The 15,102-nt window shown below is 68.6% G+C and carries 8 protein-coding genes and 1 tRNA gene; all 9 read right to left on the reverse strand.

Going from position 1 to position 15,102, the window contains the following annotated elements; translation table 11 throughout:
* Window positions 1-339: 339 nt before the first annotated feature.
* Window positions 340-2,649, reverse strand: a complete 2,310-nt coding sequence (locus AB8M85_RS00830; RefSeq protein WP_372696884.1) for a response regulator transcription factor — start codon at window positions 2,647-2,649, stop codon at window positions 340-342.
* Window positions 2,650-3,017: 368 nt separating this feature from the next.
* The gene (locus AB8M85_RS00835) at window positions 3,018-5,702 is read right to left on the reverse strand and encodes a LuxR C-terminal-related transcriptional regulator (RefSeq protein WP_372696885.1); all 2,685 of its coding nucleotides are present in this window, start codon (window positions 5,700-5,702) and stop codon (window positions 3,018-3,020) included.
* Window positions 5,703-5,859: 157 nt separating this feature from the next.
* Window positions 5,860-8,343 carry a LuxR C-terminal-related transcriptional regulator gene (locus AB8M85_RS00840; RefSeq protein WP_372696886.1) on the reverse strand — a complete coding sequence of 828 codons (2,484 nt, stop codon included), beginning with the start codon at window positions 8,341-8,343 and terminating at the stop codon, window positions 5,860-5,862.
* Between the two features lie 108 nt (window positions 8,344-8,451).
* Window positions 8,452-8,526 (reverse strand) — tRNA-Gln (locus tag AB8M85_RS00845).
* Between the two features lie 50 nt (window positions 8,527-8,576).
* Window positions 8,577-10,391 (reverse strand): ABC-F family ATP-binding cassette domain-containing protein, encoded by a 1,815-nt coding sequence (locus tag AB8M85_RS00850; RefSeq protein WP_372696887.1) that lies wholly within the window; start codon window positions 10,389-10,391, stop codon window positions 8,577-8,579.
* 63 nt (window positions 10,392-10,454) lie between these two features.
* Window positions 10,455-11,375, reverse strand: coding sequence for a 4-(cytidine 5'-diphospho)-2-C-methyl-D-erythritol kinase (locus tag AB8M85_RS00855; protein WP_372696888.1), 921 nt, complete (start codon window positions 11,373-11,375; stop codon window positions 10,455-10,457).
* Entirely contained in the window at window positions 11,372-12,316 is a 945-nt protein-coding gene (rsmA, locus tag AB8M85_RS00860; protein WP_372696889.1) for a 16S rRNA (adenine(1518)-N(6)/adenine(1519)-N(6))-dimethyltransferase RsmA, read from the reverse strand. Before rsmA ends, AB8M85_RS00855 begins: the two co-directional genes overlap by 4 nt.
* 147 nt (window positions 12,317-12,463) lie before the next feature.
* Window positions 12,464-13,615 (reverse strand): transglycosylase family protein, encoded by a 1,152-nt coding sequence (locus AB8M85_RS00865; protein ID WP_372696890.1) that lies wholly within the window; start codon window positions 13,613-13,615, stop codon window positions 12,464-12,466.
* 360 nt (window positions 13,616-13,975) lie between these two features.
* Window positions 13,976-14,968, reverse strand: coding sequence for a TatD family hydrolase (locus AB8M85_RS00870; RefSeq protein WP_372696891.1), 993 nt, complete (start codon window positions 14,966-14,968; stop codon window positions 13,976-13,978).
* Window positions 14,969-15,102 lie beyond the last annotated feature (134 nt).

A 15,102-nucleotide genomic window follows, 5' to 3' on the forward strand; every position in this document is an offset into this window, starting at 1 on the left:
CCGCGCGGGCACCCGCGTCCTACTCGGTACGTACTCAGGGCGTCACGGTTGTCCTACGAGGGCCCTTCCACCCATGGAAAAGGTCCCGCACCCGTCCTGGTGGGGAGGGGTGCGGGACCGTCATTCAAGGAGTCGGCGGCCGCTGGGGGGCTGGATCCACAAGGGACCCACTAACCGCCGACTCCGTTCTGGGGAGACACCAGTGCCGGCAGCGAAGTTGCTGCACCGGTGCCTCGGGGATCAGCGGCGAGTCCGGCTCGGCCCCCTGTTCCTGCAGTGAGCTTATGAAACGGTGTCCGACCCTGCACGCGTGGACCGTACCCCATCTTCGATGTCGGACTACGCGTTTTGGCCACGCTGGGTACCCGCGTAGAGGCGTAGTCCGGCAAGCTCGGAGCGTTCGGCGATCCCCAGCTTGGAGAAAACCCGATACAGGTGACCCTCAACCGTGCGTTGGGAGACCGTCAGGGCCCGGGCGATCTCTGCGTTGTTCTTCCCCAAACGGGCGAGTTCGACGATTTCCTCCTCCCTCGTGGTCAATTCAGCCAGCGCCAGGGCCCGCGCCACATAGGCATCCGGGGTCAGTTCCCGTTCGCGCACCAGTTCCATCAACTCCCGCAGGATGGCACCACATCGACGGCTCTCCCCCGCCGCAGAGAACAACGTCGCCGCCCGTGCCAGGGATTCCGCCGCGACTTGGAACTCACCCGCATCCCGTGCCTCGCGTGCCAGAGTTTCCGCGGCCGGGGCATCCCCGGCCAGTTGCGGGTCTGCCATCCGGGCCAGGAAAGCTGAACGCTGTCCTTCCATACCACTTGCCAGCTCGTGCAGGCGGGAGCCGAACTCCTGGGCTTCCTTCCGGGTACCCAGCAACCGTGCCGAGGATCCCGCCAAGACCTCGCGGGCCAATAAGGGATAGCGATCTATGGTGTCGCTTCCCGATCCCTCAGCCCCGGCGGCAATGACACGGACGAGCAATCTCCCAGGGGTGGAAGCAGGCGCCCCGGCCCCGGGTTGTTGCCTGTGGTCGTCCCGTGCAGTCGGCATTCGCACCGACAACACGTTCCTGACGCGGCGCTCGGCGAAGCCGTCCAGGGCCAGTGCCAGCGGAAGCAGCTGGGACGGGTCATGCAGCCGGAAATCTGCAATGGATTCGGCCAAGGCTCGACGGGCCCGGCCGGAGCGGCCCCGAAGCAATTCGCCGACGCCCCGGACCAGTGACAGGGATCCGTGACGGTGCCTCTGCAGTCGCACGGTAGCGCCACGATGCGCCGCCAGAAACTCGTCGGCTTCGTCGTATCGTCCCGAGAGCACCAGGTTCCAGCCGATGCGTACAAGCACGCTCAACTGGTAGTTGCCGGCCAGACTGGGGTCCTGGTCGAGCTCCGACATGGCTTGGCGTGCCAACCCCAAAGCCGTTTCGGTGCGACCGAAGATGGAATGCAGATCGCTGAGGACCAGCAGCGCGATAGCCCGCCCCTCGGCGGCTAGCTCCGGGTTCGCGAGGATTCGTTGCGCTTCCGCAATCGGGAGCTCCTCCGTATCGGCGTCCTGTACACGACGCCAGAGAGCCAACAGCTCGTTGGTCCTTCGGTGTTGGGCAGAAGCGGCTGTGAACGCCTCATGATTGCCGGGACGTGAGGACCGTTCCTCCCACAGCTGCTCCAGGGCATCCAATTCATGGTCATCGAGCCCCAGCTGCACGAGGACCATGAAGAGCATGTTCAAGGCCCGTTGCAGAATCGTCGGGTCGTTGGTCTTCCCGGCCAGGCCCATGAGCAGGGCACGCGCGGAGTAGTAGCGGCCCAGGCCCAACAGCGTCCGTGCTTCAAGCAACATACCGGACTCGGATTCTGCCGACAGCCCCGCCACGGCACACAGTTTCCAGGCGAGTGCATAGTCGAGGTCATTGTTCGCGCGTGCGACGGCGTTCATCACCTCGTCGGCAGAGGTCCTGGCCCCGATCTCCAACGCCCAGAGCACCTGCAGGGGCGTCGGCGGAATCCCCAGCTCGGCGCGATGGGTGGCCCACTGCCCGTAGAGTTCCGTGCTCCGTCCCGGCGGCACGCCGTGTCGAAGGACCGACGCGTGGATCTCGGCGCGGATGCCGACCAGCCCCTCGCGGCTGACAGCCAAAATGCCCGACTCCACCAGGTACCGGAAATCACCGCCGCCACAGGCAACGAGCAGTTCCCGCGGCTCTGGACCTCCCAATGCCAGCAGGTCCAAGATCCGCTGTTGTCGCTCGGGAAGGGCCAGATGCATTTCGCGGACAAGTTCGATGAGTCCTTCGTCGGGTTCCGGGGACAACCGGGCCAGAAGCCAGAGGTCCCGGTGTTCCAGGCCCGGCGCCGATCCGCTGTCGCGCACCAGGATGCCCTGGTCCAGACAGGATTGCACGAACGCCTTGACGAAGCTCGGGTTGCCGCCCGTCATCTGCCGAATGGTCTCGACAGCCCCCTCGGTCAGCGTGCCCGAGGTCAGTTCTTCCGCAAGGAAGCGGACGCCGGCCGCGTCGAATGGCTGGACGACAAGTGTGGAGAGCAGCCCGGATTCGGTGAGCGAAAAGAGCGTCGATTCCCCGTCGATCCGGCCCGCGCCGATGGCAACGAGCTTAATGGCGGCGTTTTCGACGAGCAAGGACAGCACGAAGGAGGACTCCGCGTCCAGGAACTGGGCATCCTCGACGACGACGATGGGGATGTCCTCACCATTCCCGGCATCCTCGAGGGTCGATTTGACCTCGCGGAGGACCTGGACGGGATCTTCGACGCGGTCCAAAGTACTCAGGTAGGGGGACAACGCCCCGTAGGGTATGGCCGCCAAGGTCGGCGTGCAGTGAAGACGGATGGCCGGTGTGGGTACACCAGATCGGGAGAGGACTGCCTGGACCAGGCTGGTCTTGCCCATTCCCGGCCCGCCGAGCACCAGCGCGCCTCCGGGACCGCGGCCGGTGAGGATGGTGACGAGTTCGGCATACTCGGCTGACCGGTCCACCCGAAGCCGGTGCTCGGCGGTCACCGGGCCTCCACGGTCCCGCGGCTGGCGCGGTCCAGCGACGTCAGTTCCTGACGGTTGCGCACTTGGAGTTTGGAGTAGACCTGGTAGAGGTGCCCTTCGACGGTCCTCACGGAGACTCCACTCAGTCGGGCGATGTCGGAGTTCGACATGCCGGCGATAACGCGCTGGGCCACTTGTGCCTCGCGTTTGGTCAATTGGTCGAGCCAGGCGGGCTTGTCGTCCGCATGCCCGGCCGGCACGGACTCCGTGGCTGTACCGGGTCCACGGTCGTCGCGTGACCGCACCATGGCAGCGAAGACGCGTCTCCTATCCTTATGGCCCAGAGCGGAGAACAAGGCGTTGCCATCCTCGACTGCGTACAACATGAGCCCGTGGTCGGCGAGTTCCTCCAGCCCCTGGGCTATCAGGGACGGGTCTGATTCGAGCGTCCCCCGGGACAGCGACAGGAACCCGCTGGCCGCGGGGCCCGGCGCTGAATTGCAGAGGGACCCCAGCCGGGAGGCCACGTCGGAACGGCCGAACCTGAGCGCCAAGGCCAGCGAATTCATCTCCAGGGTGGTCGTTCCATGGTCCCGCGCCTTGTCCGCCAGGGCCATGAGACGAACGGCTGCGGCCTGGCTGTTGTCCATACGCGCGACGGCCAACGAGGAGAAGATCTCTGCAGCCCAGGAGAAGAAGGTCAGGGGCATGTCCCGTTCCGTGATGCGGGGGCTGCGCAGGAGCAGTTCGACGGCCTCGGAGTTCCGTTCCTGGTCGGCCATGCAATATGCAATGGCCGCCTCGACGACGGCCAGTTCGGCTGCATCGACCGAGGCTGTGAGCTGGTGCAGGGACGGCAACAGCATACCGAGTGCCGCGTCGGCTTCGCCGGACAGCGCCTTCAGTAGGCCGGCAACGAGCTCGCCGTAGGCGATGGAACGGGGATCCGCGTAGCGCCCTGCGGCGAGTCCGGCTGCCGCCTCGGCGGCGGACTGCCATTCGCCGGCGAGTAATTGGACGCGCAAGAGGGTGCATTCGATGTCGGCGCAGTCCGAAGGGGTCATCACCTGGTCCAGGACTCCAGTCAGTTGCAGCCCTTCGATGTCGGAGAGGATGCGTTGGACCACCAGCACCGCCTCGCGTTGCCTCGCCGTCATGGCCCAGGCTTCGGCCTCAACGGCCAGGGCCTTGAAGTGCAGGGCTTCCGTTTCCCACACGGTGCCCACCGTTGTGCCCTCAATCGGGCGGGTCCGTCCGTCCGACGTGGCAACGGCCGTGGACGGGTTGGCGTGGGCAGCTCTCGTCGCCGTCGCGAGCAGGTCGGGCACCGCCTCGGCATGGGTGTCCAGCAACGCGATCCGGGCGCTCTTGACATGCAACAGCTGGGCTGCGCGGTTCAGTTGCGCCTCGTCGGGATGCTCCTGCAGGGCAGCCATCAACTGTGCCGTCGCACGCGACAGTCTTTTTTCGGCACGCTTGCGCTCGCCCAGGGCGCACAACGTCTCGACGCCGGTCTTCAGGATTGCTGCCTGCCGTACGGCGTCGGCTTGCCATGCTTCGGTCGAGAACCCACCGCAGTCAGCGAAGTCGTCGACGACGGCAACCAGCGCCTCCTGGTTGCCCAGTTCCTGCATGCCACGCACCTCGGTGAGGATCCGTGAGGCGTGCTCGTCGGCATGCAATCTGGCCGTCGTCTGGTCGACTTCCTCCTGGTGCTCGTCCTCCATGTCGCGCAGCATGTGCCCCAATATGGGAACGGTGATGCCGATCGACCCGACCGGTGCCTCTCCTACGGTGACGAGTTCGCGTGAACGCAGTCCCGCCAGGTCGTCCACGAGGTCAGCGCGGCGCAATTCCGCGGCTGTGACCGGACCACCGATGGCCAGGGCACGCAGCAGACAGCGCTCGCCGTGGTCCAGGCCGGCCAACGCGCGGGCCCGATAGGCCATGAGCGCCGGTCCGAACCGGATCGACCCGGGGGCGAACACCCAGCAGCCGTCTTCCAGCGTTAGCTTCCCGTCCGCTACCAGATCCCTGACCAGCTCATGGAGGAGGTCGCGGTTGCTGTGCGTCAGGTGCCAGAGTGCGGCCGCCGCGAATATCGAGATCGGGCCACCGATCTCCGCTTCGAGGAAGGTGCGTGTTTCGATGAGGTTCATGCTCGGAACGGTTACGCGGGGCAGCTGGCCTGATCGGTGCAGGGCCAGCATGTCCTCCGGGAGGTCGGCGAGCCGTTCGCACACGGCCACTAGCGCAATCTTCCTCATCGCCGCCAGCTGCGCCAGGATTGCAGCCGATTCGGCGTCGATCAGGGTCGGGCTGCCCAGGGTAATGATGGTGCGTTTCCCCTCGGGGCACAGAAGCCGTGCCAGCCCGTGCACGAGTTCGTGGCGGCTCGCGCCCTGCTGGTTGGCCGTGAGCTGCGAGAGCAGGAAGGTCAAGGCCCCGTGGCGCATCCGCGCGGCGTAGGCGCTCCCGCTGAGATGGACAACCTTCGCCGGTGCCGGCAGATGCGCCAGGGCCTCCTCGATCGCCACGCGCCGGCCACTGCCGCTACGGCCCACGACGATAGCCCCCCCGGTGGCCCCTTCCGCGAGGTGGGCCCGCAGTTCCGCCGCATGTTTTGTCAGTGCCGCCGGGTGCTCGCGCTCGGCATGCCGTGTCGGGGTCTCCCCCGCCGTTTGGACCTTCGCATTCGACATCGCCTGCACTTGAATACCGCCCCAGTTCGGTTCCTACGCTGCGGTCCCACCCGGCTACGTACCGGGTGGTACCGAATTGCTCATCATCGTAGATCGAATCAGCGGACGAAACACCAGTACCCTGCGGGGCGGGCTACTTGTTTTCACGGGTCAGTACTTAAGTGTTTTTGCCGCTCCCGCGTGAATCCACAGAGTGGCCGGTGAGTGCGGATCGCAGTTCTGTCCGGCTTGTGACATTGAGTTTCGCGTAGACCTGGTACAGATGGCTCTCAACGGTCCGGACGGAGACCCCCATGCTGCGGGCGATGTCGCCATTGCTCCTGTCGTCGAGTACGTCCTGGACCACAGCGCGTTGGCGTGGCGTCAGCACGTGGATGCTCGCTGCCGGAGAGGCTGCGACGATGATCTGCGGCTCATCTGGGTCGTCCGGCCGGTCGTCGACGGCAGCGTGGGGACAGGGCCCATTGAGTGATTCCAGCTTGGTCTGAGCGTAGTCCGCGAAGAAGTGTTGCCCCAGGCTACGTGAGAGCAGGGCTCCGTATTCCACTTCCTCCGGGTCCCCGCGCTGCAGCCCCCGGGTCACCCACGTGCAGGCCTCGGCGAAGCGGCCATCGGACCGGGTGGCAACGGCAGCCAGCATGTCGAGAGCCGGTTCGTGCCCCCACTGGACGGCAGCGGTCAGCGTCAGAAGCTCCTGCGAATGGTTTCCCAGCCGCCGGTCGAGTTCTGCGAAGGCGACCAGACGCTCAACTGCGGTGCCCGCCCGTCCGAGGTACCCCATGGCTTGGGCCGAAAAGTAGGTGGCTGCCCAGATCAGCCTCCAGATGCCCCCGCCTTCAATCCGCGGGATGTCCACGGCAGCGAGCGCGACCAGCGCTTCGGCACGGCGGCCGATGCGGGCCAACGAGACGGCATGGAGCGAATAGGCGAGCGGCAGCAGGTCGTGGCGTCCGACGGCCCTCAGCTGTGGGATCTCCCGGCCCAGGACCTCGGCGGCGCGGGAGAACTCTGCGCTCAGGACGTGGGCCGTGGCGTTGTAGAGAGCGCCGGTCCTGCCCTGCCCGGGCGCACCGGATGCTGCATTCCACCCTCCGGCCAGGGTGGCGGCGGCCCGTTTCCATTCCCCGGCCAGGCACTCCATGTCGAACAGGCCCAGACGTCCTCGTTGGACCAGGAACGACGCCGTATCCGACTGTTCGAGCAGGTGGACGAGTTCCCGGTCCGCATGGAGCCCCTCCTGGACCTTGCCGGTGAGGACCTGTGCTTCGTGGGTCACCTGTTGCCACAGCCAGCCCACGGCATCGGACAACCGCGGCTGGGCAGCGGACGCACCGAGGATCGGCTGGAAGTCCCCCCTCCAGGAGGCGGCAATCAGCTCGGAAGCGGGTGCTGTTGTGAGGCGATCGTCGCCGTCGCCTGCCCCGGTCGGGCTGGGTCGGTCGCCTGCTGCCGCGGCCAGCCTCAAGTGCCCGATGTGGGTCCACAGGTCCACGAACTGTCCAGCGGCCAGCAGGGCGCCGATGCGCAGGGCATGCACCCGATCGGGCTCGACGTCTCCGGGAAGCCGTTTCAGCATGTCCAGGGCGTCGCTCGGCGAAGTGTGGGCCAACAGGTGTTCCGCCCCCTCGATGAACCGCTCCGGCCTGACGGGCAGACCGCAGTGCAACCGCCAGGGGACCAGGCCCGCTGGCCGGTGCAGGCCTTGGCCATCGACGTACTCCGTCACCCGGTCCAACAGCGTCCTGCTCCTGCCCGGCGGCACCTGTCCGGCAATGGACTGGGCATTGATCATTCCGCGCAGGCTCACCTCCCGTCCGGTGGATTCACGCAAGCGCAAGTACCCCAGTTCGTGGGCCCTGTCGACGGCCTCGGTGCCGCAGACCTGCAGCACGATGGGCAGCGGAACGTCCCCCGCTAGGGCCAAGATCTCGAATAGGTCCCGGACCGCCGGTGTCTGCTCTGCCAGCCACTGGTGCCAGTAGGCTGCCAGACGCCGGCCCGCCGGCGGGTTGGCGCCCCGGATGACCCAGACATCGTCCTCGCGGACAAGATAGCCGGACTCCCGCCAATCCTCCGCGATCATGCGCATCATCGCCCGGTTTCCGGCACCGCTGTCCCACACGGCGTAGGCCGAGCGGTCACTGAGCGGCCCCCCGAGCCCGTTTTCCAGATAGCTGGTTCCGGCCGCAGCCGGGAGGCTTCGGATCCGGACCTTGTCCAGGTGCAGCAGTTGCATTAGCGGCGCTTCGGGCGCTCCCTGGGGGTCCGAGGCAATGGCTACGACGATGGCCCGGTGGCGTAGCACCAGCCGTGCGACGACTTCGGCGTCGGGACCGGCGAACGCGGCGATGTCAGGAATGAGGAGGACTCGGCCGCTGGCGCGCTGGCCATCAGCCAGCGCGGTGAGCGAGGAGGTCGTTGCGGCGTCGGGTGGACAGGCGAGTTCCAGCACGCCGCTGTCCGCAGCGATCCGGCGGGCGATGCGCCAAGCGAATTCGTCTTGCCCGGCCCCGGGCTCGCCATAGAGGACGATGCCGTTGCCCGCGGCGGCCGTCTGGGCCACCGATTCGACCCATTCCCTGTCGCCGGGCAAACTCCAGGCTTCCTCGTCGCTGCCATGAGCCAGCCGATAGGTGTGCACTCCGCCCCCTCCCCAAGGAACCGTTGAGGCGTCCTTGGAATAGTCGAGGAGCCATCACGACATATCCTAGTTCGTAGTGGCAAGTTTTCGACGACGGCCGAAAGCGCGTGGTTCCGCCCATAGGATTCGAACCTATACTCCACAGCTCCAAAGGCTGGGGTGCTGCCATTACACCAGGGCGGATCATGCTCCCGGGGGAACACGGTTATCTATTCTGCCATAAACGAGGGCCGCTACTGCCCGGCGGTTTCGGCTGCCTCGAGCCAGGCCTCCTCGAGTGCCTCATGTTCGACCTGCATCCGTTTGAGTTCGGCATTCAACGTGCCCAGCTCGTCGAAGTCGCCGACCTCGGAGGCTGCTGCCATCTTGGCGTGCAGCTTGTCCTCCTGGGCGGAAAGCTTCGCCAGTTGCCGTTCGACCCTGTTCAGTTCCTTGCGGGCCTCGCGCTTTTCGGCCTCGCTGGGTCCGCCCCCGGCCGTGCCGCCGCCCGGTGCGTCCGGGGCCGCGGGGCCGGTGGTCGCCCCGCCTCCGCCGCTGCCGGCCTCCTCGCGCAGCTGCAGGTACTGCTCGACGCCGCCGGGCAGGTCGCGCAGCTTGGCGTCGCCGAGCAATGCCACCTGGTGGTCGGTGACGCGTTCGAGCAGGTAGCGGTCGTGGCTGACCACCACGAGCGTGCCCGGCCAGGAGTCCAGCAAGTCCTCGACCGCGGCCAGGGTGTCGGTGTCCAGGTCGTTGGTGGGCTCGTCGAGCATCAGCACGTTGGGTTCGCCCACCAGCAGGCGCAGCAGCTGCAGTCGCCGGCGCTCGCCACCGGAGAGATCGCGGACCGGGGTCCACTGCTTCTCCTGGGTGAAGCCGAGCTGTTCGATCAGCTGCCCGGCGGAGACCTCCTTGCCGCCGATCTGGAAGACGTTCTTCTCGTCCTGGATGACCTCGATGACCCGGCGGTCCGCCAGCTCGTCGAGCTCGGTGACCTCCTGGGTCAGCACGGCTGTCTGGACGGTCTTGCCGCGCTTGATCCGCCCCTCGGTGGGCTCGACCTCGCCGTTGAGCAGGCGCAGCAGGGTGGACTTGCCGGCACCGTTGACCCCGACGATGCCGAGGCGCTCACCCGGTGCCAGGCGGAGGGTGACGTTTTTGAACAAGGGGGCTGCGCCGTCGTACGCGAGGGAGACGTGTTCGAGGTCCAGCACGTCCTTGCCCAGCCGGGCGGTGGCCATCTTCGACAGGGCGACGGTGTCGCGCGGCTGCGGGACGTCGGCGATGATGTCGTTGGCTGCCTCGATCCTGAACTTCGGCTTCGAGGTGCGGGCCGGGGCGCCGCGGCGCAGCCAGGCAAGCTCCTTCTTGACCAGCTGCTGGCGCTTGTTCTCCACGACGGCGTTCATCCTGTCGCGTTCGGCGCGGGCGAGCACGTAGGCGGCGTATCCGCCGTCGAAGGGCTCGACGATGCCGTCGTGGACCTCCCAGGTGCGGGTGCTGATCTCGTCGAGGAACCAGCGGTCGTGCGTGACCACGAGCAGGGCGCCCTCGGTCGCCCGCCAGCGGCGCTTGAGGTGGCGGGCCAGCCAGGCGACGCCCTCGACGTCGAGGTGGTTGGTGGGCTCGTCGAGCATGATGACGTCGTCGTCGCCGATGAGCAGCTTGGCCAGGGCGACGCGGCGGCGCTGGCCGCCGGAGAGGCTGGAGACGGTGGCGTGCCAGTCGACCTCGCCGACGAGACCGCCCATGACGTCGCGGATCTTGGGGTTGGAGGCCCATTCGTGGTCGGCGGCGTCGCCGACGATGGCCGTCCCGACTTCGAGGTCCCCGTCCAGCACGTCCTGCTGGTCCAGGTACCCGACGGTGGCGTCCTTGCGCCGGGTCACGCGGCCGGAGTCCGGGCTCTGGCGCTGGGCCAGCAGGCGCATGAGCGTGGACTTGCCGTCGCCGTTGCGCCCGACCATGCCGATGCGGTCGCCCTCCTCCAGTCCGAGGGTGACCCCGTCCAGGATGGTGCGGGTGGCGAAGGCGACGGAGACGTTCTCCGCGCCGAGCAGGTGTGCCAAGGTGTGTCCTTCGTGGTGGTGGTGTGCAGGCCATGGACCGGCCCGTCCCGGGCCGGTGGCGGTTCAGATGAGTCGTGCCCCGGGGACGGGTCCGTGGACGATGCGGGTGTCGATGCCCGATTCGTCGCCAAGCTGGGTGGCCAGCTGGCGGGCGTGGCCGGGCCCGTCGGCCAGCAGCGCGACGGTGGGGCCGGAGCCGGAGACCAGAGCGGTCAGGGCCCCGGCGCTGCGTCCCATGTCCAGCACGGCCTGCAGTTCGGGGGCCAGGTGGATGGCGGCGGCGGTGAGGTCGTTGCCCAGCAGGCCCGGGAGCATGAGCAGGTCGTGGTCCACCAGCGCATGGACCACGTCGGGATCCACGTCCTGCGGGATGGCCGCCTCGGCGTCGCCGCGCAGGGCGTCCAGCTGCTGGTAGACCGCCGGGGTGGAGAGCCCGTAGCTGGCCAGGGCCAGCACCCAATCGGTGCGGCTGCGCAGCAGCAGCGGGGAGAGCTCGTCGCCGACGCCCAGTCCGACGGCGGCTCCCCCGGAGAGCGCGAAGGGCACGTCGGCGCCGAGCCGGGCCCCGAGGCGGCCGAGTTCCGCGCGCGTCAGGCCGGTGCCCCAGAGGCTGTTGCAGGCCACCAGGGCGGCCGCGGCGTCGGCCGAGCCGCCGCCCATGCCCCCGGCGATCGGCACGCGCTTGGTGATGTCCAGGTGCACGCCGGCGACATGGCCGGTGTGTTCGGCCAGCAGCCGGGCGGCCCGGACGACCAGGTTGTCCTCGCCCAGCGGGAACGCCTCGGGATCCTCGACGGCGGTGGAGGCCTCGCTGAGTCCGACGGTGATTTCCCCGTCCTCGCGTGGTGTGGCCGCGACGTCCTCGAAGAGGGACACGGCCAGGTAGAGGCTGGCCACCGGGTGGTACCCGTCGGCCCGCGGCGGGCCGACGCGGAAGTAGATGTTGATCTTGCCGGGGGCCCGGGCGGTGACCGGTTGGCTCATGGGCGGTCCCCCTGTTCGGCACGCAGCTGGTTCCGGGCTTCGGCGATGCGGGCGAAATCGCCGATGACGAGGCGTTCACCGCGGGCCTGCGGGTCGATGCCGGCCAGGCGCAGGGCGCGCTCGGCGGCGTCCGCTCCCCCAGCCCAACCGGCCAGTGCGGCACGCAGGGTCTTGCGGCGCTGGGCAAAGGCCGCGTCGATGGCGGCGAAGACCTCGGTGCGGCTCGCCGTGGTAGCCGGCGGTTCGCGGCGTTCGAAGCCGACGAGCCCGGAGTGGATCTTGGGCGCGGGCCAGAAGACGTTCATCCCGATGACCCCTGCCTTGCGCATGCCGGCGTACCAGGCGGCCTTCAGGCTCGGGATGCCGTAGGTCTTGTTGCCGGGCCCGGCACAGAGCCGGTCGGCCACCTCGTCCTGGACCATGACCAGGCCGTGGCGCAGGCTCGGGAAGTGCTCGAGCAGGTGCAGCACGACCGGGACGGCGACGTTGTAGGGCAGGTTGGCGACCAGCGCGGTCGGGGCGTGCGGCAGCTCGGTGACCCTCATGGCATCGGAGAGCACGACGTCGAGGTTTCCCGCCTTCCCGGGGCGGAACTCGGCGGCCGTCTGCGGCAGCCGGGCGGCGAGCTTGGGGTCGATCTCCACGGCCACGACCCGGGCCGCGGCGTCCAGCAGGCCCAGGGTCAGCGATCCCAGGCCGGGGCCGACTTCCAGAACGGTTTCGTCGGGAGCCAGGTGGGCCGCGGCGACGATGCGGCGGATGGTGTTGCCGTCGATGACGAAGTTCTGGCCCAGCGTCTTAGTGGGCCTCACGTCCAGTTCCCCGGCCAGGCGCCGGATCTCGGTGGCCCCCAGCAGGCGGGTACCGGCCGGGTCGCTGGTGGCGGACGCGTCGGCTGCCGGCTTGGCGGCGGTCTGGGGGTTCTGGGGGTCGTCGGTCACGGGTCCAATCCTAGTTGAGGTCGGCCCGGTGGCCGCATGCGCTCGATGGCATGCGTGGAGAGCCCGCCGCCCCCGGGATGGCGAAGGGCCCCGCGGTCGGGGCCCTTCGAGGGTGCGTGGCCGGCGCCGGGCCGGTGGCCAGTGGGCCTAGCGCAGGCCGAGCTTGGAGGAGCAGGCCGGCCAGTGTCCCCATCCGCCGCTGGCGCGCAGCTTCTCGGCGACGGCCACCTGTTCGGCGGGGCTGGCCTGGTGCGGGTAGGCGGCGTACTTGCCACCGCCGGCACCGAGCCAGCTACTCCGGCTGAACTGCAGTCCGCCGTAGTAGCCGTTGCCGGTGTTGATGGACCAGTTCCCGCCGGATTCGCACTGGGCGAGGGCCCGCCAGGCGGAGGAGACGCCGCCGGCCGAGGCGGTGGTCCCGCCGCCGGTGGAGGCCTTGGCCGGTTCCTTCTTCTCCGGCTTCTTGGTGCCCACGGCAACCTCGGTATCCACGGGCTGGGTCGTGACCTTGGAGTCGAGCAGCTTGCGGGAGAACTCGCGGCCGTCGTGGGTGGTGACCGTGTAGGTCAGGGTGCGCTCGCCGTCGTGGCCCTGCTCGAGGGTCTTGGTCTTCCCCACGGCCAGGTCGTTGTCCTTGGTCTTCTCGACGTCGTGGTCGATGGCCTCGGTGACGGTTTCGGTGGTGGTCTCGACGCGGACCAGGATGACCTCGTGCCCGTCCTTGACCTCAGTGTCGGGGTCCACGGAGAGGTGGTCGTCCTTGCCGACGGTAATTCCGGCGTCCTTCAGGGCCTGGCCGACGGTCGCCTCGGTGGTCGTCAGCTTGCGGGTCTTGCCGTCGGCGGTCAGCGCGAGCGTCTTCTCGGTGGAGATCTCCAGCGGGCTGCTCAATGCCGCCAGTTCGAGCTGGGGGCCGGTGGAGACATCCGCCGAGTCGCCGACGTCGAGCTGGTCGAGCACGTCGGCCACGGTCAGCCCGGTGGTGTGCACGACCCGGTCGACGCCGTCGATCGAGACATCAACTGACTTGTTGCGGTTGACCGTGATGGCGGCGCCGTCGTCCACGGCGGCGTCCAGCGACGGGGAGACCTTGTCGCCGGCGCCGACCGGGATGCTGGCGGAGGCGAGCATGTCGGCGACGGTGTTGCCGTAGGCCTGGACGCTCTGCGTCTGGCCGTCGACGGTCACCGCGACGGTCTTGTTGGCCCCAACGAAGGAGACGAGGCCGAGGATCAATGCGGTCAAGGCAACCGCCTGGGCGCCGGTCTTGACCCAGCGGTTCTTGAAGGCTTTCTGCACGGATTTCCAGTCATAGTGGTGCTCCGGGCACGGGGAGAGAGCCGGGACGGGTGGTTCCCTCCGAATCGCACGGAGGGCCGGGCCCTGGCTGTTCTGCAGTGGTTCGCCCGCAGGCAGGCGTTGATTGGGCGTACGAACGGAACGTCCAAGCGGCGGCAGCTGCCTGTGGTTGAGCCCCGAAGACCTTCCCCGATCCCGGCTACTCAGCCACTACCGTAACCGATTCGTTATTTTGTGACAAGCTTCCACCCGCGCCGACCGTGGAAAGCCTGCGGCATGGCCGGGATTCCCGAGTCCGGGCCGTGATGGAATTCACCCGGCGGTGACCGCGTCGTGACCTGCCACCGGGCGACCGGCAGGCTAGGGCCGGAACCGGCCGTAGGCGGCGGTCGTGTTGGCCGCGATCCGCGTGCAGAGGGCATCGACGTCCCCGTCCAGCGTCTGCGCCATGGAGCGCACGGTGTAGGGGATGAGGTAGCTGGCGTTGGGTCGGCCGCGATACGGGTGAGGGGTCAAGAACGGCGCGTCGGTCTCCACCAGCACCAGGGCCGGGTCGGCCACGGCCAGTGCCTCGCGCAGCGCCGTCGAGTTCTTAAAGGTCACGGTGCCGGAGAAGGACATGTACCAGCCGTGCGCATTGCAGATCCGCGCCAGGTCGGCGTCCCCGGAGAAGCAGTGGAAGACGACGGTGTCCGGTCTCGGGCCGTCCCCGAGGATCCGCACGATGTCCTCGTGGGCGTCGCGGTCGTGGATCTGCACGGCCTTGCCGTGGGCCACGGCCAGCTCCAGGTGCGCCCGGAACGAGTCCTGCTGGGCCGGGCGGCCCTCCACGCCGGTGCGGAAGTAGTCCAGCCCCGTCTCCCCCACCGCCCGCACCCGGGGGTGCGCGGCCAGGGCGTCGAGCTCGGCCAGCGCGGCGTCCAGGTCGCCGCGGGCCGCCAGCCGGGCGGCGTCATTGGGGTGGATGGCCACCGCGGCCAGCACACGCGGGTCCGCTTCGGCCGCTTCGACGGCGAACCGGGAGGACTCCACGTCGCAGCCGACCTGGATGATGCCGGCGACCCCGACGGCGTTGGCCGCATCCAGGGCCTGGCCCACCGACACGGTGACCTCGCCGTCCCGGAAGTCCAGGTGGGTGTGGTTGTCGACCACGGGCACGGCCAGCGGCTCGGGGGCCGGGGGGTAGGACGTGTCGCGCTTCTTGCCGTTGGCCGCCTGCGGGTCACGTCGCGGCTCCCCGGCCGCCGGTCCTCCGGCGGTTCCGTCCGCCGCCTCGGCGCGGTAGGCCGCAGGGGTGGCACCGGCCGGCGCCGGCGTGGCGTCCGGCTGCTGTGCGGGATCGGAAGGGCACATGGGGCAAACTCCTGCAAAAAGGGGGCAACGGCGTCGTGCCTAGGGTACCGCCGACGCCGGCGTGCCCGGCCCCGTCCGCGCCCCGTCCGCGGCCCCGCCCTCGGCCCCGTTCCCGGAGCTGGAGGCGGAATGAT

The organism is Arthrobacter sp. JSM 101049 (assembly GCF_041679245.1).
GTDB lineage: Bacteria > Actinomycetota > Actinomycetes > Actinomycetales > Micrococcaceae > Arthrobacter_H.